General features: G+C 53.1%; 28 protein-coding genes. 19 read left to right on the top strand and 9 right to left on the bottom strand.

The features are described from left to right. Positions 1-37 precede the first annotated feature (37 nt). Positions 38-859 carry a polysaccharide deacetylase family protein gene (locus tag ACZF99_RS12850; protein ID WP_483612359.1) on the bottom strand — a complete coding sequence of 274 codons (822 nt, stop codon included), beginning with the start codon at positions 857-859 and terminating at the stop codon, positions 38-40. 198 nt (positions 860-1057) lie between these two features. Here ACZF99_RS12850 and ACZF99_RS12845 point away from each other — a divergent pair, with 198 nt between their 5' ends. Genes ACZF99_RS12845 through mobB form a run of 5 tightly spaced genes read left to right on the top strand, consistent with a single transcriptional unit; the run spans position 1058 to position 4870 of the window. Continuing rightward, positions 1058-1753 (top strand): dihydroorotate dehydrogenase electron transfer subunit, encoded by a 696-nt coding sequence (locus ACZF99_RS12845; protein ID WP_483612357.1) that lies wholly within the window; start codon positions 1058-1060, stop codon positions 1751-1753. Continuing rightward, positions 1750-2682, top strand: a complete 933-nt coding sequence (locus ACZF99_RS12840; protein ID WP_483612355.1) for a dihydroorotate dehydrogenase — start codon at positions 1750-1752, stop codon at positions 2680-2682. Before ACZF99_RS12845 ends, ACZF99_RS12840 begins: the two co-directional genes overlap by 4 nt. A gap of 39 nt (positions 2683-2721) precedes the next feature. Continuing rightward, the gene (gene lpdD, locus ACZF99_RS12835) at positions 2722-3066 is read left to right on the top strand and encodes a prenylated flavin chaperone LpdD (RefSeq protein WP_483612353.1); all 345 of its coding nucleotides are present in this window, start codon (positions 2722-2724) and stop codon (positions 3064-3066) included. Further along, positions 3063-4331: a molybdopterin molybdotransferase MoeA gene (locus tag ACZF99_RS12830; protein ID WP_483612351.1), complete on the top strand. Its 1269-nt coding sequence runs from the start codon at positions 3063-3065 to the stop codon at positions 4329-4331. Before lpdD ends, ACZF99_RS12830 begins: the two co-directional genes overlap by 4 nt. Before the next feature lie 41 nt (positions 4332-4372). Next, positions 4373-4870: a molybdopterin-guanine dinucleotide biosynthesis protein B gene (gene mobB, locus ACZF99_RS12825; protein WP_483612349.1), complete on the top strand. Its 498-nt coding sequence runs from the start codon at positions 4373-4375 to the stop codon at positions 4868-4870. 71 nt (positions 4871-4941) lie between these two features. On the opposite strand, the gene xerS is transcribed toward mobB, so the two are convergent. Both xerS and ACZF99_RS12815 read right to left on the bottom strand, forming a co-directional pair. Continuing rightward, positions 4942-6024 (bottom strand): tyrosine recombinase XerS, encoded by a 1083-nt coding sequence (xerS, locus tag ACZF99_RS12820; protein ID WP_483612347.1) that lies wholly within the window; start codon positions 6022-6024, stop codon positions 4942-4944. Between the two features lie 31 nt (positions 6025-6055). Beyond that, entirely contained in the window at positions 6056-6712 is a 657-nt protein-coding gene (locus ACZF99_RS12815; RefSeq protein WP_483612345.1) for a spermidine synthase, read from the bottom strand. Positions 6713-6932: 220 nt separating this feature from the next. Between ACZF99_RS12815 and ACZF99_RS12810 the strand changes: the two genes are divergently transcribed. After that, positions 6933-7388: a CBS domain-containing protein gene (locus tag ACZF99_RS12810; RefSeq protein WP_483612343.1), complete on the top strand. Its 456-nt coding sequence runs from the start codon at positions 6933-6935 to the stop codon at positions 7386-7388. A gap of 158 nt (positions 7389-7546) precedes the next feature. Here the strand turns inward: ACZF99_RS12810 and ACZF99_RS12805 are convergent, their stop codons facing one another. Next, positions 7547-8473 (bottom strand): L-lactate dehydrogenase, encoded by a 927-nt coding sequence (locus ACZF99_RS12805; RefSeq protein ID WP_483612341.1) that lies wholly within the window; start codon positions 8471-8473, stop codon positions 7547-7549. Between the two features lie 342 nt (positions 8474-8815). Between ACZF99_RS12805 and ACZF99_RS12800 the strand changes: the two genes are divergently transcribed. From ACZF99_RS12800 to ACZF99_RS12785, 4 genes are all read left to right on the top strand, one after another. Next, complete coding sequence (locus ACZF99_RS12800; protein WP_483612339.1) at positions 8816-9811, top strand: polysaccharide deacetylase family protein; 996 nt, start codon at positions 8816-8818, stop codon at positions 9809-9811. A 66-nt stretch (positions 9812-9877) separates the two neighbouring features. Continuing rightward, positions 9878-11164 (top strand): WD40/YVTN/BNR-like repeat-containing protein, encoded by a 1287-nt coding sequence (locus ACZF99_RS12795; RefSeq protein ID WP_483612337.1) that lies wholly within the window; start codon positions 9878-9880, stop codon positions 11162-11164. Between the two features lie 204 nt (positions 11165-11368). Further along, complete coding sequence (locus ACZF99_RS12790) at positions 11369-11566, top strand: hypothetical protein (RefSeq protein WP_483612335.1); 198 nt, start codon at positions 11369-11371, stop codon at positions 11564-11566. Positions 11567-11772: 206 nt separating this feature from the next. Beyond that, entirely contained in the window at positions 11773-12192 is a 420-nt protein-coding gene (locus ACZF99_RS12785; RefSeq protein WP_483612333.1) for a DUF2500 domain-containing protein, read from the top strand. 140 nt (positions 12193-12332) lie between these two features. Here the strand turns inward: ACZF99_RS12785 and ACZF99_RS12780 are convergent, their stop codons facing one another. Further along, the gene (locus ACZF99_RS12780; RefSeq protein WP_483612331.1) at positions 12333-13655 is read right to left on the bottom strand and encodes an FAD-dependent oxidoreductase; all 1323 of its coding nucleotides are present in this window, start codon (positions 13653-13655) and stop codon (positions 12333-12335) included. A 266-nt stretch (positions 13656-13921) separates the two neighbouring features. On the opposite strand from ACZF99_RS12780, the gene ACZF99_RS12775 reads away from it, so the two are divergent. From ACZF99_RS12775 to ACZF99_RS12765, 3 genes are all read left to right on the top strand, one after another. Continuing rightward, positions 13922-14344 (top strand): cell wall hydrolase, encoded by a 423-nt coding sequence (locus tag ACZF99_RS12775; RefSeq protein ID WP_483612329.1) that lies wholly within the window; start codon positions 13922-13924, stop codon positions 14342-14344. 43 nt (positions 14345-14387) lie between these two features. Continuing rightward, positions 14388-14834: a spore coat protein GerQ gene (gene gerQ / locus ACZF99_RS12770; protein WP_483612327.1), complete on the top strand. Its 447-nt coding sequence runs from the start codon at positions 14388-14390 to the stop codon at positions 14832-14834. Between the two features lie 315 nt (positions 14835-15149). Next, positions 15150-16430, top strand: a complete 1281-nt coding sequence (locus ACZF99_RS12765) for a hemolysin family protein (protein WP_483612325.1) — start codon at positions 15150-15152, stop codon at positions 16428-16430. A gap of 28 nt (positions 16431-16458) precedes the next feature. Here ACZF99_RS12765 and ACZF99_RS12760 read toward each other — a convergent pair whose 3' ends face one another. The 3 genes from ACZF99_RS12760 to ACZF99_RS12750 form a co-directional block, all read right to left on the bottom strand. Further along, a complete protein-coding gene (locus ACZF99_RS12760; RefSeq protein WP_483612323.1) occupies positions 16459-17046 on the bottom strand; it encodes an RNA polymerase sigma factor in 588 nt (195 codons plus the stop codon). Between the two features lie 206 nt (positions 17047-17252). Then, positions 17253-18485 carry an aminopeptidase gene (locus tag ACZF99_RS12755; RefSeq protein ID WP_483612321.1) on the bottom strand — a complete coding sequence of 411 codons (1233 nt, stop codon included), beginning with the start codon at positions 18483-18485 and terminating at the stop codon, positions 17253-17255. Between the two features lie 85 nt (positions 18486-18570). Next, positions 18571-19920 carry a TrkH family potassium uptake protein gene (locus ACZF99_RS12750; RefSeq protein WP_483612319.1) on the bottom strand — a complete coding sequence of 450 codons (1350 nt, stop codon included), beginning with the start codon at positions 19918-19920 and terminating at the stop codon, positions 18571-18573. Between the two features lie 116 nt (positions 19921-20036). Here ACZF99_RS12750 and ACZF99_RS12745 point away from each other — a divergent pair, with 116 nt between their 5' ends. Further along, positions 20037-20309: a hypothetical protein gene (locus ACZF99_RS12745; RefSeq protein WP_483612317.1), complete on the top strand. Its 273-nt coding sequence runs from the start codon at positions 20037-20039 to the stop codon at positions 20307-20309. A 48-nt stretch (positions 20310-20357) separates the two neighbouring features. After that, positions 20358-21440 carry an AI-2E family transporter gene (locus ACZF99_RS12740; RefSeq protein ID WP_483612315.1) on the top strand — a complete coding sequence of 361 codons (1083 nt, stop codon included), beginning with the start codon at positions 20358-20360 and terminating at the stop codon, positions 21438-21440. Between the two features lie 116 nt (positions 21441-21556). Here ACZF99_RS12740 and tnpC read toward each other — a convergent pair whose 3' ends face one another. Further along, positions 21557-23020 carry an IS66 family transposase gene (gene tnpC, locus ACZF99_RS12735; RefSeq protein ID WP_483606239.1) on the bottom strand — a complete coding sequence of 488 codons (1464 nt, stop codon included), beginning with the start codon at positions 23018-23020 and terminating at the stop codon, positions 21557-21559. A gap of 150 nt (positions 23021-23170) precedes the next feature. On the opposite strand from tnpC, the gene ACZF99_RS12730 reads away from it, so the two are divergent. From ACZF99_RS12730 to ACZF99_RS12715, 4 genes are all read left to right on the top strand, one after another. Further along, the gene (locus ACZF99_RS12730; RefSeq protein WP_483612313.1) at positions 23171-23638 is read left to right on the top strand and encodes a hypothetical protein; all 468 of its coding nucleotides are present in this window, start codon (positions 23171-23173) and stop codon (positions 23636-23638) included. Between the two features lie 249 nt (positions 23639-23887). Then, entirely contained in the window at positions 23888-24376 is a 489-nt protein-coding gene (locus ACZF99_RS12725; RefSeq protein ID WP_483612311.1) for a cysteine hydrolase family protein, read from the top strand. Between the two features lie 117 nt (positions 24377-24493). Then, positions 24494-24928 carry an Rrf2 family transcriptional regulator gene (locus ACZF99_RS12720; protein WP_483612309.1) on the top strand — a complete coding sequence of 145 codons (435 nt, stop codon included), beginning with the start codon at positions 24494-24496 and terminating at the stop codon, positions 24926-24928. Positions 24929-25086: 158 nt separating this feature from the next. After that, positions 25087-25953, top strand: a complete 867-nt coding sequence (locus ACZF99_RS12715) for a VOC family protein (protein WP_483612307.1) — start codon at positions 25087-25089, stop codon at positions 25951-25953. The last annotated feature ends 1 nt before the right edge of the window (position 25954 follow it).

Below are 25954 nucleotides of genomic sequence, written 5' to 3'. Positions count from 1 at the left end.
ACAAGCAGAGCTCCCTCGACGAGGGAGCTCTGCTTCGTTAGCGGTATTTGGTCGTTTGCAGCAACTCGGCCAGATCGACAAAATGATAGCCCTGCGCCTGCAGAGCATCGATAATCTCCGGCAGCGCCTGAATCGTGCCGGTGAGATTGGAGCCGACGCCACCTCCCGAATGATGCAGAATGATGGAGCCGGGGCCCGCCGTGCCGATGACGTTGGATTTGACTTTATCCTTATCGAGCCCTTTCCAATCCTGCGAGTCCACATTCCAGTTGACGAGGGTGTAGCCGTTTCTCTTGGCCCATTTCACCTGTTCCTCCTTCACCTCACCATAAGGCGGACGAATTAATTTGGGACGATACCCGACGGTGAGCTGAACGATTTTCTCCGTACGCAGAATTTCGGTTTGGAACTGTTTGACGGAATGATTGTGAAAATTCGGATGACTGAAGGAGTGATTGCCGATGAGATGACCTTCCTGATGCATCCGCCGCATCAAGGCGGGAAATTTCTTAGCCCTCGCTCCAACGACAAAGAAGGTCGCTTTGACCCCTTTACGGTGAAGCACGTCGAGAATTTGCGGCGTGAACCGCGGGTCGGGACCGTCATCGAAGGTCAGCGCAATCTGCTTCACTTCCGGACCACGGAATTTGAAAGTTTCCGAGTATTTGCGCCGCAGCTCGCCGAGATCCACGGGTCTCGCAACGACGGGTGCTGACTTGTTCCCCTCCAGATTGGCCGGCGATCCCGGCCCCTGCGGTTCAAGAACGGCAGAGGAGGCATCAACTTTATAGAGTCCGGAGCCGCCGAGCGTCAACAAAGAAACGACCGTGAACAAGACCCAAGCTTTCTTTATCAGCATAAGCAATTTAAGTCCTCCTTCATCCCAATACTGTAACTGCTGCGGTTTAGTATTCCCTAACCCTTGCAGAAAATAATGAAAACGTGAAAAAAGTCACGGTTTTCGACTTGTTGTTGGTGATGTGAGATATATCACAGACGATCCTTGCGAAAAATTGCATCCTTTGATGAAGCGTAATTGAAGGGATGAGGTGGAATCATGGCAACGGTAGTGTCCAACCAAGAAGTGGCGCAAGGGGTGTTCAGGCTCACGGCGCAAGGGCGGTTCACGGGTAAAATGGGGCAGTTCTACATGCTGCGCGCCGGGGAACGTTATCCTTTACTGTCCCGGCCGATCAGCATCTTTGATATCACCAAAGACCGGATCGAATTTCTGGTTATGGTCGCGGGCGAAGGAACCGCTTTGTTATCCGGACTGAAGCCGGGCGATCCGTTGATACTGGAAGGGCCGTTTGGCAACGGGTTTCCGCAGTTGGAGGGGAAGATAGCTTTCGTTGGCGGCGGGATCGGCATCGCTCCGTTTTATTACGCCTTAAGAGAAACGCCGGAGGCCGACGTCTACCTCGGATTCAGCCGAGAGGCTTACATGGTGGAGGAGTTTCGTGCCGTATCCCGGGGCAAAGTGACAGTTGACGTAGGTGGATTGATTTTGGATCAAGTGGATTTTGAGGCTTATGATACGGTCATCGCCTGCGGCCCTCACGCGATGCTGCATGCCGTCCAGCGCAAACAGGCGCTTAGCGGCGGCAGGGCCAAGGTATACGTCTCTCTGGAGAACCGTATGGCCTGCGGGATTGGGGCGTGCCTCGTGTGCAGTGTGAAATGCAAAGACGGACGGAGGAAAGCCTGCACCGACGGTCCGGTATTTTTGGCGGAGGAGGTGGTGTTTGCATGACGGATTTATCGTGCAACATCGCCGGGGTTTCGTTTAAGAACCCGATCGTTATGGCCTCCGGCACGTTTGGATTTGGCAAGGAATACGGTGCGATTTACGATATCAATAAGCTGGGCGGATTGTCCGGCAAAGGACTGACGCTGCATCCGAAAGCCGGTAACGATGGGATTCGCGTTGCGGAAACGGCCTCCGGGATGTTGAACAGCGTCGGGCTGGAGAATCCGGGCGTAGCCGCATTCCTGCACGAGGAATGTCCGCGGTGGGAGACGCTCGACTTGGCGCGGATCGTGAATTTGGGCGGAAATACGATCGAGGAGTATGTGGAGGGTGCCAAACTGATCGCCGAAGATGCGGCTTGGCGCAAGCGGGAAGGTCGAACCGCCGTCGACATGATCGAGCTGAACATCTCCTGCCCGAATGTTAAGGCGGGAGGCATGGCCTACGGGATCAAGACGGACATCGCCCGGCAGGTCGTCCGCGAAGTACGGGCAGCAACAACGCTGCCGCTGGTCGTCAAGCTGTCGCCGAATGCCGAGGATATCGTCGGCATGGCCGTTATGTGTCAGGAGGAGAGAGCGGACGGCGTATCGCTGATCAATACGTTTTCGGCGATGAAGATCGATATTTATAAGCGGCGCAGCGTCTTCGACAATTTGTACGCGGGGCTGTCCGGTCCGGCAATCAAGCCGATCGCCTTGCGGATGGTGCATCAAGTCAGCCAAGCCGTCACGATTCCGGTGATGGGGATGGGAGGCATCGGTTGCGCGGAGGACATCGTCGAGTTCGTTATGGCCGGCGCCGCCGTCGTTCAGGTGGGAACCCATAATTTCGTAAACCTGCATGCGGGAGAGCAACTGGTCGTTGACCTTGCAGCCTGGCTAAGCCGGGAGGGCATCCGAACCTTGGACGAAATCCGCGGAATCCTATAAAATATAAGGCATACTGTTGTGGAAGGGAGCTGCGGCAATTTGTCATTCGAGGATATCAAGCTGGAAGCGATCCCGGTCGGCCGCGACTTGCTGCTGCTGATGACCGGGGGCGTCGCGCATATCGGCGCGGCGTCCACCGCTTATCCGTCAGGGGAAGGGACCGAGGCGATGACTTCCGCCGTACCGGGTCACAAGGAGCATACCTTAAGCGAAGCGTATGCCCGCCGCGCCTCGGCGGCGTTAGGTCGAACCGTCACCGTGGTCATGGGGATTCATTATGACCATTTAAGCCAAGAAGAAATTAGGGAGATCGCAAGGCGAACCTCCGAGATGTTGGATCAATACTTGCTGGAGCAGCAAAGGAATGGAGCGGACCGGCAATGAGGGAAGCAGATCAGGATAAATATCGCCGCAAAGCGCTGCAGGTAGCCGAAGCACAAGCCAAAATCATGCCTTACGCCAAGGAAACCGAAGTCGAGGCGGTTTCGCTGCCGGAGGCCTTGGGCCGCATCCTGGCGGAGCGGGTTTGCGCGCCGCATCCGTATCCGCATTTTCGCCGGTCCGGCATGGACGGATTCGCCATCCTGAGCGGCAATACGTCAGGTTGCCACGCGGAACAGCCCGTCCTACTGGAAGTGGTGGATGAGATTCCCGCCGGTTCCGTTCCGAACGTGAAGTTGGAATCGGGACAAGCGGCCCGCATCATGACCGGAGCCAAAGTTCCCGATGAAGCGGATGCCGTGGTCATGTTCGAAATGACCGAAACCGTAAAACGGGAAGGCAAAACCTATATCCGATTGATCCGCGAAATCGAACCGGGAAAAAATATCACGCCAGTCGGCCATGAACTCTCGGAAGGCGATGTCATTCTCGAGGCAGGCCGCAAGCTGTCGGCCGGTGAAATTTCCGTGTTGGCCACATTTGGCATACACCGCGTTCAGGTGAGGAAGCGGCCGCGGATCGCCGTTTTTTCCACCGGTTCGGAGCTGCTGCGGGTGGAGGAGCCGCTCCAGGACGGCCGAATCCGCAACAGCAACACGTATATGCTATACAGTCAGATTGTTGAAGCGGGCGGCGAACCGATTCTGTTCGATGCGATCGAGGACGATTTGGCCCAGGCCAAAGCACAGGTAGATGCAGCCTTCAAGACGCATGACATGGTCGTAACCACCGGCGGAGTTTCTGTCGGCGACTACGATATCATGGCTGACTACATCTCGGGCGGCAGCGTGGATATGCTGTTCAACAAAGTGACGATGCGCCCGGGAAGCGTGACGACCGCCGCAGCCAATGATGGCAAACTGCTGTTTGCGTTATCCGGCAACCCTGGGGCTTGCTTCGTCGGCTTCGAGCTGTTTGTCCGTCCGGCGATCGGCCGGATGATGGGGATCGCACAGCCTTTTCTGCGCGAATTAACGGCGGAACTTGCCCGTCCTTACCGAAAAATCAATAACTTTACCCGGTTTGTACGCGGCCGGCTCGAGTTCCGGGAAGGCAAGCTTTACGCCATACCGGCCGAACTCGACGAATCGGGCGTGATGATCACGATTAAGGACAGCGATGCGCTGATCGTCATTCCTCCTTCCAATACGGGGATGGAAGCGGGCGTGCAGGTGACCGTGTTGAAGCTGCCGGGAGGCTGTTTCTAAATCGGGGTTGCGACCGAGAATGGATGAAGGGGGAAACGGACATGGCACCGGTTATACAAATCGTCGGTTACAAAAACAGCGGTAAAACGACATTAATTACCCGGCTGGCGAAGTTATTTAACGGCATAAACCTTCGCGTAGCCGTGATCAAACACGACCTGCACGGGTTCGATGCCGATCGGGAGGGCACGGATTCGTTCCGCCATCGGGAGGCCGGGGCGGCTGCGGCTGCGATTACGTCACCCTGGCGGACGGCGATCTTCGAAGAGCGGGAAACGACGCTCGCCGAGCTGGTCGCCCGTTTTGAAGGCTATGATTTGATCCTGGTTGAAGGCTTCAAGCAGGCATCGTATCCGAAAATGGTGCTGCTGCGCTCCGCAGAGGATGAACCGTTGATCCGGGAACTGAGTCAGGTATGCGCCATCGTCCGGAAAGAAGCCGACTTCTCCGTCAATGACGCCGGCCCGCTTCGGTTCCAACGCGACGAGATCGAGCAAATCGCCGAATACATCCGGCACAACTGGATGGAGGCCCCCTAACGCAAAGAGGACTTTCTCGCATATATTGCAGGGAAGTCCTCTTTTTGCGGGCCCGATAGGGGATTTGCCGGTTAACCGCTGACGCGGCGCTCAATCGCCTCGGACATCGTTTTGTCGGTGAGGTGGGCATACACCTCGGTGGTTTCCGTCGAGGCATGGCCGAGCTGCTCTTTCGTCTTGTAAATATCGTTTTGCAAATAATAGTCGGTGGCGAAGGAATGCCGCAGTTTATGGACCGTCAGATACGGCTTGCCGAATCGCTTGGCATATTTGATGATCATCGCTTGGATCGCGCGTTTGGTCATCCTTTTGCCTTCCTTTTGACCGTTCGGGACCGTCACGAACAGCGCTTTCTCCCGTTTGGGCGTACGATACCTTGTCTGCCGGAGCGTCATATAGCCAGCCAAATCTTCCTTGGACTGCTCCCGGAAGTAAACCGGCGTTTTGAACGTCTCGTCGTTGTTGCCTTTCCGGTAAACGTAAATAAGTTTATTCGCGAGATCCAAATCGTCCACGTTCAGATTCACGACCTCGGAAACGCGCAGCCCCGAATTCAGGATCAGGCTGGCGATACAGGCATCGCGTTCCTTATTCAGCTCATAAGCGTATAACGCCTGTTTGTTATCCGCAACATCCCGGCCGTAGCCCTCGGCGATGTAGGCGATGAATTCGGTCAGCTCGTCTTCCTCCAGAATTTTGCCCTTTAGCTTGGCTGCCGTATCCTTCGGTTTATGAATCCGTTTGATTTCCACCTTGGCCATAATATTTCGCTTCAACAAAGGATAAAAGTTTTCGTCCTCGGCAATTTGGCTTAAGTAGTGAAACAAAGAACGCAAGGACGACATTTTTCGGGATACGGTAATTTTGGAATTGGTGCTCTCCGTCCGCGTGGTCAGGTGAAGCCGGTAACCGACGATGCTTTCCATATGCAGCGTCTCCAGCTCCAGGAGCGTGACTTGGGCGTTGGTTTCCGCCGCCGACAATCCCTCCGCGCGCAGCCAGCCAAAGAACTGCTCATAGTCCCGCACATATTCGAGCAGCGTGGAAGGGGAGAGGTCCGGGAGCTTATAATCGATAAACTGCTGCACGAACCAAGGCATATGTACAACCTTCTCGTCCAGCTTCCGGCGGTCGATGGCTTTTTGGATATTCATATCGGTTCCTCCTGCTTATCCTGGATTCTTCTTATCGGACGTAAAAAATATAATCCGGATCGCCATGGGTTTGCGGGACTTCGCGGATTTCCACGTTCCCGAACGTCTCTCGCAACCGCCGAGCGAAATCCGGCGAAGGGGTGGCGCTCCAAAACGACAAGCATCCGCCGGGCCGCAGCCGGCTTTGCAGCGCCGTCAGGCCGGCTTCATCGTACAGCGAGGCGTTTCCGTCGAACACTTTCCAATCCGGGCCGTTATCGATGTCAAGGCAGATCAAGTCGAACGACTCCTCCGTTTCGCGAATCCAGGCGACAAGATCCGCATGAACCAATCGCGTATTGGCATGCTCCAGGGCATAGCCGTTCACATGCGCCAATACGGAGCGATTCCAGTCGATCACCTTGGCTTCAATCTCCACGACGGTCGCCTCCCGCACGCGGACGTCGCAAAGCGCTTCCTGCAGCGAAAAACCGACCCCCAGGCCGCCGATCAGTACTTTATCCGGGGCGGGGACCAGTTCCAGCGCACGGCGGACCAGCAGGCGCTCCGACTCGCCGTTATACGTAGCCATCAAAAAGGTGCCGTTGCTGATGATTTCGAATTCATCGCCGCGCCGCTGCAGCTGGATTTCGCCTCGCGGTGTGACGGCGCGCTCGATGACCTCGAAGGGCAAATCGATATCATTCATCTGTATAACCTCCAATTGATTGACGTAATAGATATTATGTAAATTAATCAAATGATTTCGAATCCCTTACATAGCCATATAGGATAAGTTTATCGTATCATAGAATGGACATGAAATTAAACGGAATGCGGGGTTTAGTGTAGGGAAAACGCTTTTATGGATTCTGGCAATTCACTCAATTTATGCAGTTGTGTCATAGAATGATAAGAGGAGGATAAACATGCAGGCGCATGAGATCATGATCAGGCAAGTTTACAAGGTCAAGGAGACCGACACGGTTCGTTCCGTCATTGAACGCTTCATCGAATACCGCATCAGCGGACTCCCGGTAGTCAACGATCGTAACGAAATCGTTTCCTACATCAGTGACGGCGACATTATGAGGTACATCGGCAAACATCGCGACGTCGTGGTCGATTCCATTTATTACGTCGCCGTATTCAAAGGCGATCAGGAGGACTACGAGCAGCGCGCACAGCGGTTGCTGAACCTAAACGTGAAAGAGATCGGCAAGAAGAAAGTATTCACTGTTTCATGGGATGAAGAAATTGAAAATATTGCGGCGATTCTGGGCAAGAAGCAAATCAAGAAGCTCCCGGTCGAACGCAATGGGGTGCTTGTCGGAATAATCAGCCGGGGAGATGTGATCAGGCATTCCTTTAAATCTCTCTTATAACCCCATGGATAAACCGAGAATTATACTTTATATTTAATGTAATGAAATATATTAGTTAATCAAGTGAATTATTTGACTAAAAAACGTCCGGTGCACTTCACAGGTGCAGTCCGGACGTTTTTTGAAGTCGTTATCATTGCAGGCTGATTCGCGGCCGCTTAAAGATCCAGGTTGGCGATTTCCGCTTTCAGTTTATTGGCGGAGGCGTGGAATTGGGCCAGCTCTTCATTGCTCAGGTTCAGGTCAAGCACTTCGCGGACGCCGGAGCGGTCAACGATACTCGGCACCCCGAGATACACATCGGAGACCCCGTTATAATCGGTCAGCAGGGTCGATACGTTCAGCACGGACGCTTCGTTCTGCAGAATGGAGACGATGATCCGGTCCAGCGCCAACGCTATCGCGTACGATGTTGCGCCTTTGGCGTTAATGATCTCGTAAGCGGCGTTTTTCGTGCTGTTGAAAATTTCCTCGCGATCCTCATCGGAAAACTCCAGACCGATGCCGGCTACGTTCGCCAAGCTCCAAAGCGGAAGCTCCGAATCCCCGTGCTCTCCGATAATGTGCGCATGGATGCTGCGCGGGTTAATCTTCTTGTTCTGTCCGATCAAATAACGGAAGCGCGCGCTGTCGAGCAGGGTGCCGGAACCGATCACCCGGTTGGACGGGAACCCGCTTTTCTTTAAGCTCACATAGGACAAAATGTCAACCGGGTTCGTGGCCACTAGGATAATTCCGTGATCGTTATATTGGACAATATTCTGAATAATGCTGTCGAAAATGCCGGCATTGCGCTTCAGCAAATCGATTCGAGTCTCCCCGGGACGCTGGGAAGCGCCTGCGGCGATGACGATGATGTCGGCATCGGCGCAATCGCTATAATCGCCGGCCCATAGCTTGACTCCGCCGGTAAAGGGAAGACCGTGGTTCATGTCGAGCGCTTCGCCAAGCGCTTTTTCCTTATTGGCATCGATTAATACCAGTTCGGAAATCCGTTCTCTTAATAATAGTGTGTAGGCGGTCGTTGCGCCAACCGCCCCCGTACCGATGATCACGACCCGGCTGGGACGCAGTTTGTTCTTCATTTTTTCATCTCCTCGTCGTATTCTCCAGAACTTAGCTTGCGCCAATGCATGCATTCTTAACCTGCTGCGCCGCATGCGTTCAGGCCGCTTTCGCGCTTCAACGGAAAAACGCGATATGTATCCGCCCACTTCATTGTACCCGAAAAAAGATCAAAATTTAAAGTAAAATGTGGAATATTCAGTTTTCATCAAATATGAAACATAATCTATATTATGTTAACTAAAATGGAGCGATTGAAACTTGTTATCACTTTGTAACCGTCGATTAACGATTCTGTAAGGACGAACCCCTCGCTTTATATTATTCTATTAAGTAGAAAAAGAGAGAGGAATCCGGTGAACATGATGTCGCCTTATGTCAAACGAAGTGAAAAGCATGGAGAACGCGCCACGCGGTCTGGTCCGACACGGCCGGCAACATTCATCATGACGGCGGCGATCGTTCTGGCGGCGTCATCCCTGGCGCTGACCGCGGTAGCGGTCGCCCCGCTGCTGCGCGAATCACTCCCGTCTAAGAAGTCAACCCAGGTCGTCGTATCGGCAAAATTGACGGCCGCAGGGGAAGCGGAAGAAGGCCGACGGAACGTTACGCTTGCCGAATCGTCTCCTTCAGCGGAACCCGGCACACCTTTGACGAAAACCGCGCCTGACCTTCCTTCCGTTCAGCCGCCGATGGAAACGAAAGCGCCGGGGACGACCGATCAGAAATCCCTAACGCCCGTGAAGCAAAAAGTAATCTACCTGACCTTTGATGACGGACCCGGCAAATATACGAAGCCGCTGCTTGATATCTTGGAGCGTTATCAGATTCACGGCACGTTTTTTATGATCGGAAACCAGCTTAACGGCTATCAGGAGGCCGTAAACGATGCGCTGGTAAACGGCCATTACATCGGCCTGCACAGCATGACCCACAGTAAGAAGAAATTGTACGGTGGGGACGACTCGGCTCATTTTATCGAAGAATTCACGCAGGAGCAGAAGCTGGTGGAGAAGCTGACCGGAACCGCACCAACGCTGATTCGCGCGCCCTACGGAAGCAAACCGGAAATCGACGAGAAATTCCGCGATGATATTGCCAAAGCCGGATTTAAGATGTGGGATTGGACGGTCGATTCCAAGGATTGGAAGTACCCGGACAACCCCGCCGCCATCCTGAAGGAAGTGAAGCGCCAGACGCACCGGGACACGGAAGTGATTCTGCTGCACGAAAAAGCGCAAACGGTGAAGGTCTTGCCGCAAATGATCGAATACCTGCAGAGCAAGGGGTACGCCTTTGCTGTTTACAAACCGGATCAGCATTTCACCGTCAATTTTGGGAACGATTCGCGTCTATAGCGGCGGAAAGCGCCTATGTTATAATGGGGTACATACAAGTTTATGCAGAAAGCGAGGTGGTTCGGGTTGAACTTGTGGTATAAGTTGACCGGAACCGCCCTGGTCTTGGCGATCCTTCTGACGGCTTGCACGTCCGAGCCGACTCCGGCCGCCGCTCCGGTGCAAGACGAGCCTGCCGAGGAAGGGCAGACGATCACGGTGATCAATCGGAAATCGTCCGAGAAGCAGGGGAATCCCGCCGCCGCTTCGGCGGAGAACAAAAACAACCGCTACCAGATTCAAACCCGTTTAACCGATTTTCAGTTGCTGAGCGCAACGACCGGCTTAGCTTGGGGATGCACGCGCAACGAGCTAAGGCTCTATATCACGGAAGACAACGGAAAAACATGGAAGAATATTTCTCCGGCCGCTTCCGTGGCGTTTCCGACCACGCCCGAGTATGGCAAGGATATCTTTTTTCTCGATCCGGATCATGGCTTTATCGTACGCAATTCCGCAGGTGCCGGAGATACGATTGTCCTGCGTACGACCGACGGCGGGGCAACCTGGAAAGTAACGTCGTTCCCTGGAAGCGGGGAGGTAAAAGCAATGGTGTTCGCCGATTCGGCTAACGGGTGGATTTTATCCGAAGGCACCTCGCGAGCGAAAGGAAACCGGGCATTATATGCGACGGACGATGGAGCCCAATCCTTTGAAGCGCTGCTCGGAGGGACAGACCTCGTGAGCCTTCTGTCTTCGGATAACCGGACCGTGAATCCCGGGATGCAACCATCCATGGCTTTTACGAGTCCGCTCCGCGGATTTATCAGCGAGATTAAGGAAGGACTGCCGACCTTGCACATGACGCATAACGGTGGGTTGACCTGGACGAAAAACGATCGGTTCTTTCGTTTGGACAAGTACAAAACCTGTGACAGCTTTACGATCGGGACGGTGTCCTTCTTCTCGGGAAGCGACAGTGAAGGCTGGATTCCTGTCGGCTGCAGCCGAGGGAATTCCACTAAATTCAATGGATACTTCACCGAAGATGCCGGCAGCACATGGTCGTTAGCCCCGTTTAAGCTGTCCTGGCAGACGGGCTTAAACGAGAAGCTGGCTCCGACCTTCTTAACCCGCAACGAAGGTTGGGCGATTCTGGATTCAACGGTGTATCATACGACCGACCAAGGAGCAAGCTGGGAGCCGTTGCCGGATAACGAGAGGTTGATCGAAACGCTGAAAGGCTACCCCGAAATCGTGAAGTTGCAGTTTTTTAACTCCCGAGTGGGATGGCTGCTGGTGGCCAAAGTGGATCAGCAGCGTTCGCTGCTCATGCAAACGAAGGACGGGGGACAGAGTTGGCAGGTACTGTAGGATGACGTCAAATCGAGCATGGCACAGAAGTGTCGTGCTTTTTTTGATCTAACCAACTTTCGCGATGTGATGTTCATCATATTGTGAAATTTATCACGTGCACGTCTTGAACTTTGTGATATATTTAACTTGTAAGAAGGATCAGCGACAAAAGGCAATCATCAACGGAGCTTACGCTCCCATAACGATAGGAGTGGAACCTAAATGAAAACGACAGCCCATGAAGAAACCGTAACCCGCAATTACCTTCAATTTTGTTACAACTGCGAAGATGCTCACCTGTGCACGACCGAAGAGCAATGCAAAGCTTGTTGGGCAGAGAAAGGACTTGACGAGGCGTTCGAAATGGAAGCCGACGGCGCCGAAGAGACCCGTCAATTGCTGTTCGAGTACTATGCTTAAACCCGATAACTCCCGTTTCACCCCCAATTAACCTCCGGTTCGCAAAGTCCGAATCGGGGGTTTTTGGTTTTTCTCACGATATCTTGGACAAGAGTGGCATATTTTATGGACACGTTGAATAACAAGTTTTATTTCCGGCCGGCATATACATATGGGGAAAGGGAGAACAGCGGTACGGAGCAACCTCTTGAAGGAGGGATAACGCTATGCAGTCTTGGACGGAAATGTTTGGCGTGGTGGAAACGGCGCTGCCAATCTTGTTTGTCGTGATCATCGGGATCTTGGCCGTTACGGCAGCAGGAGGACTTCTGCGCTCCATCGGAAACAACAGGAAGCCGGTGCTTAGCGTTCAGTCCGTCATCGTCGGCAAGCGGACCGAGGTGAGCCACCGCCATGACACCGACACGTCGGTGAACCGCTCCGACACGAAGTATTATGTGACCTTCGAGGTCGAAAGCGGCGATCGTTTGGAATTTGCCGTATCCGGGACGGAGTATGGACAATGTGCGGAAGGAGACGAAGGGAAGCTGACGTTTCAGGGCCGCCGTTACCACGGCTTCGAGCGGGTGGGACGCACCTATCGCACCGAACTGCAGGAATACCGGAAGTCGCACAGCTCGGGGTAAAATCCGGGGTCGGGATCCGCGAAAACACAAGAAAGGCAGGCAGGTAAGGTTGAAACAGGCTAACAACAAAAAACAGAAGCGTGACGAAAAGTCGGCCGTTGACGACTCTTGCGGATACGCTTCTGTTTTTTTGGGTTGGATTAATAGGATAAGGCCTTGGTTTCGGCTTGTTCCAAGATTGCCTGAGCGACGGCACGGCCGCTGGAGAAGGCGCGTTCGGCTAGCTCGCCTTTGCCCTCGCAGCCATCGCCGCAGAAGAAAAAGGGCACGCCGGCCAGACGGTTGGGCAGCAGCTTGTTGGTGTGAACATTTTTGACGCTGGCGACCATCGCTTTCTTGGACACGCGTTTGACTTCCACGAACTCCCGCCAGTTGGGGTAATACGTATCAAACAACGCCTCCATTTGCCGAGTCTTCAGCTCCAGATATTGCTTCTTCTGCTCCTCGTCGGTGAAGTCGTCGTTCAAGTAGGCGATCCCCTGCAGCAACTGACCGTGCACGGGAGCAACCGTAAAATCGGTGGCGGAGACGTCGCTGATAAAAATCTTGTGATCCATATCGCTGATATAGTGGAACGGACGGGCAACGACTTTGGTGAAGCCCACGTCGTAAACGAGCACTTCCGTCGAGGTGCTGTCTTTGAATGGTTCGAGCGGGCTTGCCCAAGGCGTATCTTCCAACAGTTTGGCTACCTGCTGTACCGGCATGGCGAAGATCACTTGATCATAAACGAGTTGCTGCCTTGTCTTCGTATTCAGCACGAATTTTCCGTCTTCCATCGTTATCGATTCGACCGGTTCCTTGACGGCGATGTCCCAAGCTTCGTTCCCGCCGATCTTGTCGATCAACTGATCGGTGATGGTCGCCCAGCTGCCCAGAATATAGCTGACCGGCTGGCCGGAGAGGAACAGGTTATGGTAATATTCCGCGATCACCTTGCCGGAAACTTTGCGCGCTTCCTCCGGGGTGATGAAGAAGTTGGAGCATACGAGATGCTCCCACAGCTCTTTGACGTCCGCGGAAGCGTGCGAGTGATCCAAATAATCGCCGAGCGTCCGATGTTGCTTCAATTGATGGATGTTGCCGATGACGGCGGCGATTTCCGCGACGAAACGGACTTTCTCCCTTGGCGTGAGTACATCCGTCTTCATAATGTTGACGAAGTCGAGCGGGGCAGGAGTTAAGCGCCCGTGTTTGGCGTACATGACTTTGCGTTTATCCACCTGTTTGCTCTGAAACTTCAAATTCAGCTCTTCTTCCATGGAATGGAGCGTATGTCTGTCGATGCCGTATACCGCGTGTGCTCCGTAGTTCAGAGTAAATCCCGATTTCTCATAAGTGAAAGCCCGTCCGCCGAGCTGCGGGCTCCGTTCAAACACTGTTCCGGACGTATCGCCGTGGTCCGACAGGTATGCAGCAGCCGTAAGCCCGGCCAGGCCGCCGCCAACAATCGCGATTCTCATGAGGTAACCTCCTAAAAGGAAAAATGAAGCAACCGTATTATAACGAAACCAGAAAAAACGTATAAAAAAACGTTATTCATCTACAGTATATGCTATTCATGTAAGCGCGTCCATAGAAATAGACACGAAATGTTCAAGATTGCAACCGCATTCAAGTAATTGCCGGCGGATGAGCACTTGACACCGATTTTTTTCCAGCGGCAAGCACCAAGATAGGCGGGTGCACATAGGATATATCGTTCAGCAGAGAGGGAGGAGGAGCCAATTTGGCCGTCATTAAAGCAAACTCCGAAGACGTTAGGCTGCTGGCGCGCCTGATGCGTGCGGAAGCGGAAGGAGAAGGCGAGCAGGGCATGTTGATGGTCGGCAATGTCGGTGTGAACCGAATCTTGGGCAATTGCCTTGATTTTCAGGATATCCGCGACATGAATCGGATGGTGTTTCAGAGTCCCGGCGGGTTTGAAGCTACGGTGAAAGGATATTTCTACCAAAGGGCGCGTGAACGCGATATCCGGTTGGCGCAGCGCGTCATTAACGGCGAACGGGTCTGGCCGGCTACCAACGCCTTGTGGTTTTTTCGGCCTGCGGGAGATTGCCCGGCAACCTGGTATAACCAGCAGAATACCGGCCGGTTTAGAGCGCATTGTTTCTTTGCTCCATCCGCGGAAGACTGCCCTTCCGTCTATTGACTCCAACGTATCGCTTGATCAATCATAAGGAGGAATGAATTGCATGTTTACTCAGTCATACCGGCCGGCCGCTTATCCCGCGGTTCATGGTACTTATCCGCCAGCGCCTGTCGGAGGCGGATATCCGCTGCCCACCGGAGGGGGAATGCCGCCTCAAGTGCCGAGCGGAAGCCCGATGACTCCAGGCGGCACCGTTATGCCGATGCCTGCGCAGAATTATGAGCAATCTTACATCGAGAACATCTTGCGTCTGAATTTGGGCAAAGTCGGTACATTTTACATGACGTACGAGAACAACAGCGAATGGAACGCTAAAATTTTCAAAGGCGTGCTGGAAGCCGCCGGGCGCGACCATATCATCATCAGCGATCCGGTTACGGGCGTGCGGACGGTTATGCTGATGGTCAACTTCGACTATGCGACGTTCGACGAGCCGCTTGTCTATCAATATCCCGGCGTGATCGGCTCCCCGCCGCCGACAAGACGATAAGAAACTTTAGGTCCCCTTGCGAAAGAGGGGGCCATTTTTGTTTTTTTGGGCCTGCCAGCCCGTTTCTCAGGAATACCGCAGCGTTTGACTGTGTAGTGTATAATAATATCATTAAGAAGAATTCATCCTATCGTATGCAAAGCACTGAAAAGGAGATGGATCCCTTGGGAAATTAACGCTGCAGTTCTCATATGAAAAGCAAATGAATATTGTTGATTTTAACCCGCGAAGGAGGTGCACCTGTTCTCCGCCGGACCGGCGGGAATAGGAAACGTATTGAGTGACCCTTTACCGAGTCTTTATTCCATAGGATTCATGGTGTTATTGGTGTTGCTTAACGGATTTTTCGTATCGGCCGAATTTGCCATCGTGAAAGTGAAGAGCTCCCGGATCGAGGCTTTAGCCGAGGAGGGACGAAGGAATGCGCGGATCGCTAAGGATCTGTTAAGCAGATTGGACGGATATTTGTCAGCCTGCCAGGTTGGGATTACCCTCAGCTCGCTTGGGCTGGGTTGGCTGGGCGAACCGGTGGTTGCCCAAATGCTTGGGCCCTTCTTTGAAATGATGGGTTTCGGCGAAAGGCCGGGGATTGTCGTTTCGTTAGCCGTTTCGTTCATTCTGATCGCCATCCTGCATATCGTCCTGGGGGAGCTGGCCCCGAAAACGATCGCCGTCCGCAAGGCCGAGACCATCACGTTATGGTTTGCCTGGCCGATGCGCATATTTTACCGGCTGATGTATCCTTTCATCTGGATGCTAAACGGACTTTCCACCAGTCTCTTGCGGCTGTTCGGCATCGCTCCGGTCTCGGAGCAGGACTCGCTGCATACGGAGGAAGAGATTCGCGTCATGATGAAGGAGAGCAGCGAAAGCGGCTTGATCGATAGTACGGAAATGTCGCTCATGGACAATATTTTTGAGTTTGCCGATACGACCGCCCGGGAAATCATGATTCCCCGGACCGAAATGATCTGCTTGTACACCCAGCATTCGCTGGCGGAAAACCTGGAAATCGCCTTGGAAGGCACAAGAACCCGATATCCCGTATGCAATCAGGATAAAGATCATATTATCGGATTTATTCATATTAAGGATTTGATCCGTTCCCAAACCCGAGACCTTCGCGACTTGATCCGTCCGATCATGGCCGTGCCGGAATCGATTCCGATTAGCGATTTGATGAAACGCATGCAGCGGGGGAGAACGCAAATTGCCATATTGATCGACGAATACGGCGGAACCTCGGGGATGGTCACATTGGAGGACATCGTTGAAGAGATCGTTGGCGAGATCCAGGATGAGTTCGATGAGGAACGCCCCGGCATCGAGCAGTTGGACACTCATGAGTATTCGATCGATGGATTGATGCTGATCGAGTCCATTAATGACCGGTTCGGCTTGGAACTGGATTCCGACGATTATGACACCATCGGAGGTTGGCTATACTCCCGGATTGATCTCCTGCCTCCGCAGGTGGGGCAAACCGTGCAGTACGGCGATTATACTTACGTGGTGGAAGAAACCGACAACAAGAGAATCTCTCGCGTTAAGCTCATTCGCCAGCAGTTGTTACCGTTGGAAGAAGCCGGCGCCTGACTCTAAATAATAACCGGATGTCTCTATATTAGATCGAGGCATCCGGTTTTTGGTCTTCCCATTCCGTGTGCAGCATTTTCTTGATTCCTTCCCGGGTACGGTATAACCGTTGCCGGACAAGATTTTCGCAGAGCCCCATTCGGTCCGCAATCTCTTTATAGCTTAGGCCCTGCTTCCAGCGATATTCGAGCAACATCCGGTACTCCGGTTTGATATGGTGCAGATATGCGCAGATGGTTTCCTCCAACAGCTTGGTTTCCACGCAGCCCTCCACGGAATCGTCCGGCCATGCCGTCGCGCCGATCTCTTGCAACGCGCAGTCCGAATTGAAGCTACAGTCGTGTTTCCGATTCTTGCGCAAATAGGTGATGGCCATATTGCGGGCGACCGTTTTCAGCCAGGCACGCAGGCTGTTTTCGTTATCGAAAGACGGCTTCTTGAGGATGACCATCAGGAACGCTTCCTGGATAATGTCCTCGGTTGCTTGGCGATCCTTTACCATATAATAAACGGTACCGTGTACCAGAGCGGAATATGCGTAATAAACTTCTTCCTGTGCTTGCTTGGACAGTTCCAAATAATTGGAGGTAAGCAAACACCGTAAACGACTGGCCATAAAATTACCTCTCCATCTCGTATCCTAATCCCCACTTGCTAGAATCTATCCCCAATTTTACTCTATGATCGCAGGAAAAGGAACGATTTACCATAAATATAACAACAATGTGATAAATTTCGCCCATTTTCAACAGATTCTTCATGCCATAAAAAAGCGCTCCTCGGCAGTTCGGACTGCCGGGAGCGCTGCTCGATTGCGGTTGATTAGAACGCCCAATTGCCTTTGGCGAAGATCGGCTCTTCCTTGCCGTCCGCAGTGATGCCGAATATATCCATCTCGGCGGACCCGACCATAAAATCCTCGTGCGCCAGGCTGGAATTTAATCCGCGCTGCGCCAGTTCTTCCTGAGACATCGATTTCCCGCCATCCAAGTTAAAGGCGTACGCATTGCCGATGGCCAAATGGTTGGAGGCATTTTCGTCAAACAGCGTATTGTAGAACAAAATGCCCGATTGCGAGATCGGCGAATTATGCGGGACAAGCGCCATTTCGCCCAGATAATGCGAACCTTCGTCCAGCTCCACGAGCTGTTTCAGGACGTCGGCGCCAACTTCGGCTTGATAATCCACGATCCGGCCGTTTTCAAAGGTCAAGGAGAAACGGTCGATGATGGTGCCCCGGTAACTAAGCGGCTTCGTAGCCGCCACCGTGCCGTTCACCCCGGTTTTGAGCGGAGCGGTGAAGACCTCTTCCGTCGGAAGATTGGCCAGGAACGTGTTGCCCTGCGCGTTGATGCTCTCGGCGGCGACCCACAGGTGGCCTTCCGGCAGCTCGATCGTGAGGTCGGTCCCGGGCGCCTTATAATGCAGCTTCTTGTAACGTTTTGCGTTCAAATAATCGGATTTCTGCGTCAAATTGCCGATATGCTGTCGCCAAGCCGCAACCGGATCCGGTTGATCCAGGCGAACCGTGCGGAAGATCGCTTCCCACAAGGCCTGTACGCGTTGTTCTTCGGGAAGGCCCGGGAACACTTTATCCGCCCAAACCTTGGAGGGAACCGCAACGATCGACCAACTGAATTTATCGGACATCTGCATTTCACGGTATTTGCTCATCGCTTTGCCGTACGTTTTTTGATGGTTGGTAAGCCGTTCGGTGGACACGCCCTTCAGCAAGTCGGGATCGGACGAGATCACATGCAGCACGGCCGCACCGTTCTCCACGTATTCCAGCATTTCGCCGGCATACCATTTCGGTTCGTCCAGGAACGACTCCTCGGCGGCCATATCGTAGCGCAAGCGAGTAACGACATCGTCGCTCCAGTTGACTTTGACGAACCTTGCCCCCGCTTCATAGGCCTGCTTAACGATGAGACGGACGAGCTCCGCGCTATCGATGGTCGCATTGATGATCAGGTTTTGGCCGGGCTGCACGTTTACGCCTATTTTGACGGCCAGTTCTGCATACTTTTCCAGTTTCATTTGAAAATCGGACATATACGGTCTCCTCCATACTTTGGAAATAGGTTATTGTTCTATCATACACCATCCCATAACGAATTTGTATTGCGGGCCGAAGGGGTCAGCCAATAATAATTTTACCTTCCGGGTACTTCAGCAATTCCTTCTTGGACCTCGGGGTAAATGCATAAGCCAACGTCAGCGGGCCGATCCGTCCGAGGAACATGACCGCGCAGAGCAGCACCTTGCTGATCTCGGTCAGCTTCGGCGTCACGTCGAGGCTCAACCCGGCGGTAGCAAACGCGGACGTCGCCTCAAAGAGCAGCGTCAGAAACGAACGGTCCTCGAGCGCGGATAACGCCATGGTGACGGAAACCACCAGGAACATCGCCAGCCAAGTTTGCGTAATCGCTTTAATGATCGAAGCTTTGGGCAAACGTTGGCGGAAGAAGACAATATCCTCCTTGCCGCGTATCATCGTATAAATCGCCCCGAGCAAAATGGCGAATACCGTGACTTTGATCCCGCCGCCGGTAGATCCGGGAGCCGCGCCAATGAACATGAGCAAGATCAGCAAAAACTGGCTCGATTGCTCCATATCCGCCACCGATACGGTGCTGACTCCGCCGGACCGGGAGCTGACGGAATGAAAGAAACTGGCGAAGAGGCGGTCCGTCCAATTCATCGGCCCCAGGGTATGGGGATTATTCGCTTCGATCGCCAATAAGATGATTGCGCCGACGACCGTCAGAATGCCGGACACCGTCAAGACGACCTTGGTATGTAGCGACAATCGCCGGTTATGCTTATAACCAAGCAGGTCGGCAATCACGATGAAGCCGATCCCGCCGAGGAAAATCAAAAGCATGACGACAACGTTCACGAACGGGTCGCCGGCGTACTCGGTCAACCCGCTAAAGGGCCCGTGAATTCCGCCGAATAATTCGAAGCCGCCGTTGTTGAAAATCGAAACGCTGTGAAAGATGCCGAAATACAACGCTTGTCCCGGCGGCATATCCAGGGCGAACCTGGCGAAAAGCAGCAGCGCGCCGGTCGCTTCGAACGTCAAGGAATACGCCATGACGCGCAGAATCAAGGGAAGCAATCCCCCGATCTGATGATGGTTCAGCGATTCCTGCAGCACCAGCCGTTCACGCAGTGAAATTCGGCGGTTGAAGGCAAGCGAGATCAACGTGCCGACCGTCGCAAAACCAAGCCCTCCGATCTGTACCAGTAGCAGGACGACGATTTGTCCGAACACGGTGAAATGCGTACCGGTATCCACGACCGTCAGTCCGGTTACACAAACGGCCGAAGTGGCGGTAAACAAAGCATCGATCAGACCAAGCCGATGACCCTCCGCCGTTGCGGGAGCAAGCGATAGCAAAAATGCGCCAAGCGTGATGACCAGCGCAAAACCGAAGGTTAATATTTTCGGGGGCGAAAGCACCGTTTTTTTTCGTTTCGGCAAGAGATGTTACCTCCGTAAAAGTTCTGCAGATTGCTATTGACTTATGGTACGATATTGCAAGAAGACTGTCCAATATTAAACTGAGTTTTTGACGGATATAAGGAGATGCGATACGCATGACCGAATTGAAAATTGTTCACGCCGAAATGCAGCGCCAGGAGGATGGAGCCTGCATCGGCAAAACCGTCTTCGAAGTGAGTACGCACAAGGCCGGCTATGAAATTACGTTTTACAGCCAGAAGGGGAAGGATTGGGATTACAGCCTTCATTATGCCGGCGAGCCGGGCATCGAGGAGCAATTCCTTGCGGTTGACGCGCGGATCGAGGAAGACGACGAATGGTTTGATACGCTGCTGGATGCCGCGCTGGATACGCTGCCGGAGGCTTGATCCGCGAACTTCCGGTGGGCCGGAAGAGAGGGAGAGGAGGAACCAACCGTGTGGCAACGTCCGTTCTACCGAACGTCGCTGGGGATCATCCTGGTGCTGACGATCATTTATTTGTTGTCCAAGGTCAGCTTTATATTTAATCCGCTGGTGACGCTAGTGTCCATTTTGATCGTTCCGTTGACGGTCTCCGGATTTCTGTATTATCTGCTGCGGCCGATCGTGCATTTCCTGGAACGCAAGAAGCTGAGCCGCGTGCTCTCGATCCTGCTGATTTATTTGCTGTTTGCCGGTGTGGTCACGATCTTCCTGAACGTCGTATGGCCGCCGCTGCGGAAGCAGATCATCGAATTCATGAATAACGTGCCGAAGCTGGTCAACGGCGTACAGTCGCAGATGTACGATTTCCGCAACCTTTATTTCCCGATGGTGACGAACGAAACGGGGCCAGAGCTGATGAACAAAGTCACGGAATATCTGAACTCGGCTATGGAAGCGATTTCCGGCTACTTATCGCATGTGGTGACCTTTCTCAACGATTTCGTGATCGTGGTGGGCACCGTCCCGATCTTGCTTTATTACATGCTGAAGGAAGATGAGCGGATTACGCCATCACTGGTTCGGATGCTACCCGTTCGTTACCGCCGTGAAGGTGCGGACGTTATTCACGAGATCGACAGCATGTTGAAGGGGTTCATTGCCGGGAGGATGATTAGCGCCGTATTGCTGGCATTTATGAGCTTCATCGGGTTTTGGCTGATCGGACTGCCATACCCTCTGCTTCTTGCGGTCGTTGGTGCGCTGTTTAACTTCATTCCTTATTTTGGCGCGCTGCTCGGGGCGATTCCTTGCGTAATCGTGGCGTTCACCGTGTCCCCGTCCATGGTGGTTTGGGTCATTTTGATCGTGGTAGTGGCGCAACAAGTCGAAGGCAACTTGATTGCCCCGTACATTTATGGCAAAACGATCAACATCCACCCTTTAACCACGATCATTCTGCTGCTTGTGGCCGGAGACTTTGGCGGCATCCTGGGGATGATTTTAGCTATCCCGGTGTACATGATCTTGAAGATTATTGTGCTTAAAGCGCATAAGGTGTATTTTGCCGAGAAAATTGAAGAGCTTATCGAATAGGCGATACCCATATCATTCCAAATTGTATCCAAGGTGATTAATATCATATCTCGCGCCCCAGCGATTGGGCGATGATAATTCTATTAGGTAGACATTTAGTTACTACTTAGGTGCTGTTAGAAACTGAATTGACCTTGAAGTGCAGAAATCAGGGAGTTTAAGATGGGGAGTTGTTTTTTGCGAAACGTGGAGATGACGCCGCGGATGCGAGCGAATTGCTCCGCACCTTGCGAAGTGCGGAATCCACCAGATATCTTCGTTTTGACTTTCACCATACGGATATCTCGCTCCGCTTGGTTGTTGTCAAAAGGAATTCGGGCATCACAAAGAAAGGCGAGTACGGCGTCTTTGTACGCCAGAAACCTCCCACCTAGATTGGCTGCTTTGCTCTTGGATTTTCTTCCGCGAGGTCCCGTTTTCTCGGGCACGGCATCTTTCGCCCATTCTTCACGACCTCGCTGCAGAATATCATCATAACGGGATCTGAATGCTTGGACCACCGCATCAGATAGAGGCTGTTGAAGGCTGCGAGCTATGCGTGCAGCTTTCCAACTCTCTTGCAACAGCGTCGTCATATCGGTTGCCCATTGATGGTTATCGTACTGGGCAATTTCTTTACAATCCCGCAGCAGGTGCGCATTGCAAAGCACATGACGGAAAGCATACTGGTCTTTAAAGTAAGAGGCGTAGCAGTCATGAACGAGATTCCCCTTATAGTGGGGTAATACATTCATGGCATCCATTCCTTTGCTTCCGCGGCTGGGATGGGCGAACAAGAGTGTCCACTCTTGGTTACACACGGTATGCATCCAGTACCCTTTTCCGTTGACGCGAAATCCCGTTTCATCGGCGTGTACCACGGGGCTGGCTAACAGCTGCTCGCGAATGGTTCGCTCTAGCGGCTGAAGACGACTTGTCATCTCTTCCAGTTGAGCAAGTAAGGTGGCCTCGCTCGGGCGGTATCCCGTGAGATCGGCATAGAGCTGTCCAATACGCTCAAGCGGCAACAATTGATAGGCATGAAGATAAGCCGTCCATGCTGCCATTTCTCTTCCGTATTGCACAGGCGCTCGAACATGAGAAGGAAAGGAAGCGGTCTGTTGGACGCAGCATTGCGGGCAACATTTCTTTTCAGCCTGATGTTCGGTGATGACCATGCGAGGGGCAGGTAAGTCAAAGACTTGTCGCTTCTCTAGCTCTTGTGCGGGTACCTGTTTCAAGGAAAAACCGCAGCTGGAACAGGTTTCAAGCGGATGAACCATGACATAATCCGGGTTCGTAACCACATGCAGCGTATGACCTTCGTGACCTTGAGGAGCGCCTTTTTTCCCTCCTGGTTGGCGTAAATTGGTTGGTTTACGGAATCCGTCACTCGAAGGCGGTTTGCTGCTGTTCTGACTATTCTGGCCGAGTTGGCGCTCCAGTTCCTGAACTCGCTTCTCCAATTGTTGAATGCGTTTGGCTTGCTTCTCTACGATTTGGGTGAGCTTCTCATTTTGATCCAGCAGCGCATGAAAGTAACTGGCAATCTCCTGATCGCCTTTACAAATAGTATTGACCTGTTGTTTCGTCAGCTTCATACGGCTCACCTCATGATTCAATGGATAATATTACATTCGACGTTTGCATGGGAATTACTGCTTGAGACAAAAAAAAATCTCCTCGCGATAGGAGGAGACCTAAGTAGTAACGACATTTATGTTATTCATTACGCTCGGGGGATGATAGATATGGCAGTTAATGCCAAAGGCGGGAAGTACTTTTACGCATGGAGCAAAATTCTTCCCGACGGATCGTTTTACCTTCCGGATCAAGCCCTGCATGAGTACCAGATTCGCCCGGACTCCAACATTATTCTGATGACCGGCCGGAATACGGCCAAAGGCTTTAGCGTCGTTTGCAAAGAACTGATCCCCAACTCGCCGCTTGCCTCAATTTTTGCCAGCATTCCTCAGCTTCAACAATTCGCCATTCCGGAAGGGGAGGCCATTACCTTTAAGGAACGCACGTTCAGTTGGGTTTATTTGAACAGCAAGGGTTATTTTACGCTGCCGCTGCCGACCTGGCGGCAATTTGGCCTCAAGCCGGGCGATCAACTGCTCAGTTTGCGAGCCACCCATCTGGCCTTCAACAACTTGTCGGAGGGGCCTTATATTGAGCAAGCCAAGCAACTTCGCGATATTCATGTTTACGGATGAAGTTTCGACGTACAAAAAGATGCCTTCAGGCGCGAGAACTCTCGGCTTGAGGCATCTTTTTGTGCGTTTAATGCAGTTGATCGTCTATCCCGAATTTGGCGATTAGAATCGCATAAACTTCCTTCGGCCGCAGCCTTTCGTTCTGTTGTGCCAAAAAAATGGGGCGGCAATTACGTCGACGGATCCTTCGGATCGTGTATAATGTAAGAAATTAGGGCCCGTAAGCGGGCGATACAAGGGGGAACAGGCATGAAACCGGCTTTATTGATCATCGATATGCAGCAAGCCTTTTTGAACCGTCCGCGATTCCAAAACGAAATACCGGAAGCGTGCGAGTACATGAATGCTGTCGCCGACCTGTTTCGGGAAGCGGGCCGGCCGGTCGTCGTGGTTCAGGACCAGGACGGGGGCGAGGGAACACCAGGGTACGAGGTGATTCCGGAAGTCAAGCTGGACGAATCCGACATTCGGATTTCCAAGGCGTGGAGCAACTCGTTTTGGAAGACCGACCTCGAGCAACTTCTGCGCGAACGAGACACCGACTTCGTGGTGGTATGCGGGTTCGCGGCCGAATATTGCGTCACCTTTACGTTTAACGGAGCGGTGGAACGCGGGTTTGGCGCGGCCATCCTTCAGAAGGGCATCCTCGGCGAACATCCCGATTCGGTAGCGGCGGTGTACCGGGACCGCAGCCTGATCAGCTACTCCGTTATACGTGCGATTCTGAAGCAAGTCTAATTCAGGTAAAACGAAGACGAGAAGCGATTTCGCCTGACGGTGAGAAAGTCGGTTGACATTCCGCTCCTTGGGTAACTAATATGGTTACAAGACGATGGAAAGGGGGATAGGCTTATCATGACGATTAGCTCCAGATTTTCCGTAGCCATTCATATTTTGTCCCTGCTGGAAATCAACAAGGACGGGATTAGCACCTCGGAGTACATCTCCGGCAGCGTAAATACGAACCCGGTCGTCATCCGCCGAATCATGGGCATGCTGAACAAAGCGGGCCTGGTGGAAGTGCGCACGGGGGTCGCCGGGTCGAAGCTGTCGCGTCCGCTTGACCGGATTACGCTGCTTGACGTTTACCGCGCGGTGCACGTCGTGGAGGAAGACGGTTTGTTTGCCGTTCATGATCATCCCAACCCGGATTGCCCGGTCGGTCGGAATATTCAATCGGCCATCGAACCGATTTTCTCTCTGGCGCAGAAGGCGATGGAGAACACGCTGGCGGCCGTGACGCTGCAGGACGTCGTGGATGAGATCTCAGCCAAAAGCGGATCGGTCTAGCGCAATACAGATGAAGCCCCCTGGAACGAACAGGGGGCTTTTTGGGCGGCGGATTGACAATCCTGCTCCCTGTAACTATACTGATTACAACGTTCGATTTGTAACCATTGTTGTTACATTTATACCGGATCCGTACTATCCCGAAGGAGGAAATGGTGATGACTCATCCCTTAACGATCGATCCCGCCGCGCAAATCGGCGTTGTTCAACTTAAAGTTCGCGATCTCGAAATGTCGCTTGCCTTTTATCAGGAGGTGATCGGCTTCCGGCTGCTGCGCCAAAACGGCCCGGTTGCCGAGTTGACCGCCGACGGCACAACCCCTTTGTTGATCCTGGAGGCCGATAACCGCTATCGAATTTTGCCCGAACGGTCCGTGTCGGGTTTATATCATTTTGCGATTTTGGTTCCCGGCCAGGTAGCATTGGGACTCGCGCTGCGCAATCTGATCCGCCACCAAATCCCGGTTGGCCAAGGCGACCACCTGGTCAGCGAAGCGCTGTATTTGAACGATCCCGATCACAACGGCATCGAGATCTATGCCGACCGTCCCCGTGATACCTGGCAAAAAAACGCGGGCGGCGAAATTCTCATGACCACGGATCCCGTAGATATCGAAAACCTGCTGTCGCTGTCCGAGCACGCGGAGTGGAACGGTTTGCCTGAAGGCACGCGGATCGGCCATGTGCATTTTCATGTAGGCGATCTGCACCAGGCGGAACAGTTCTATAGCGGCATTCTCGGATTCGAGGTCACCTCCCGTTATGGCGGGTCGGCGTTATTCGTCTCCGCCGGCGGATACCACCACCATATCGGCCTGAACCTGTGGGCCGGCAAAGGGGCGCCGCCAGCGCCGGAGGATGCAGTCGGCATCCGATACTTCACGACGGAACTGCCGGACGTGCCGGCCCTGGAAGCCGTGGAGAGCCGGTTAGCCGAAGCAGAGGTGTCCTATGCGCGGGAGGGGAATGAACTCCATTTGCGCGATCCGTTTGGCATCGGAATCAGACTGGCGGTTACAACCTGAT

The sequence above is a fragment of the Paenibacillus sp. JL3B1040 genome (assembly GCF_057063165.1).
This window is presented reverse-complemented; position numbering and strand designations above follow the sequence as displayed.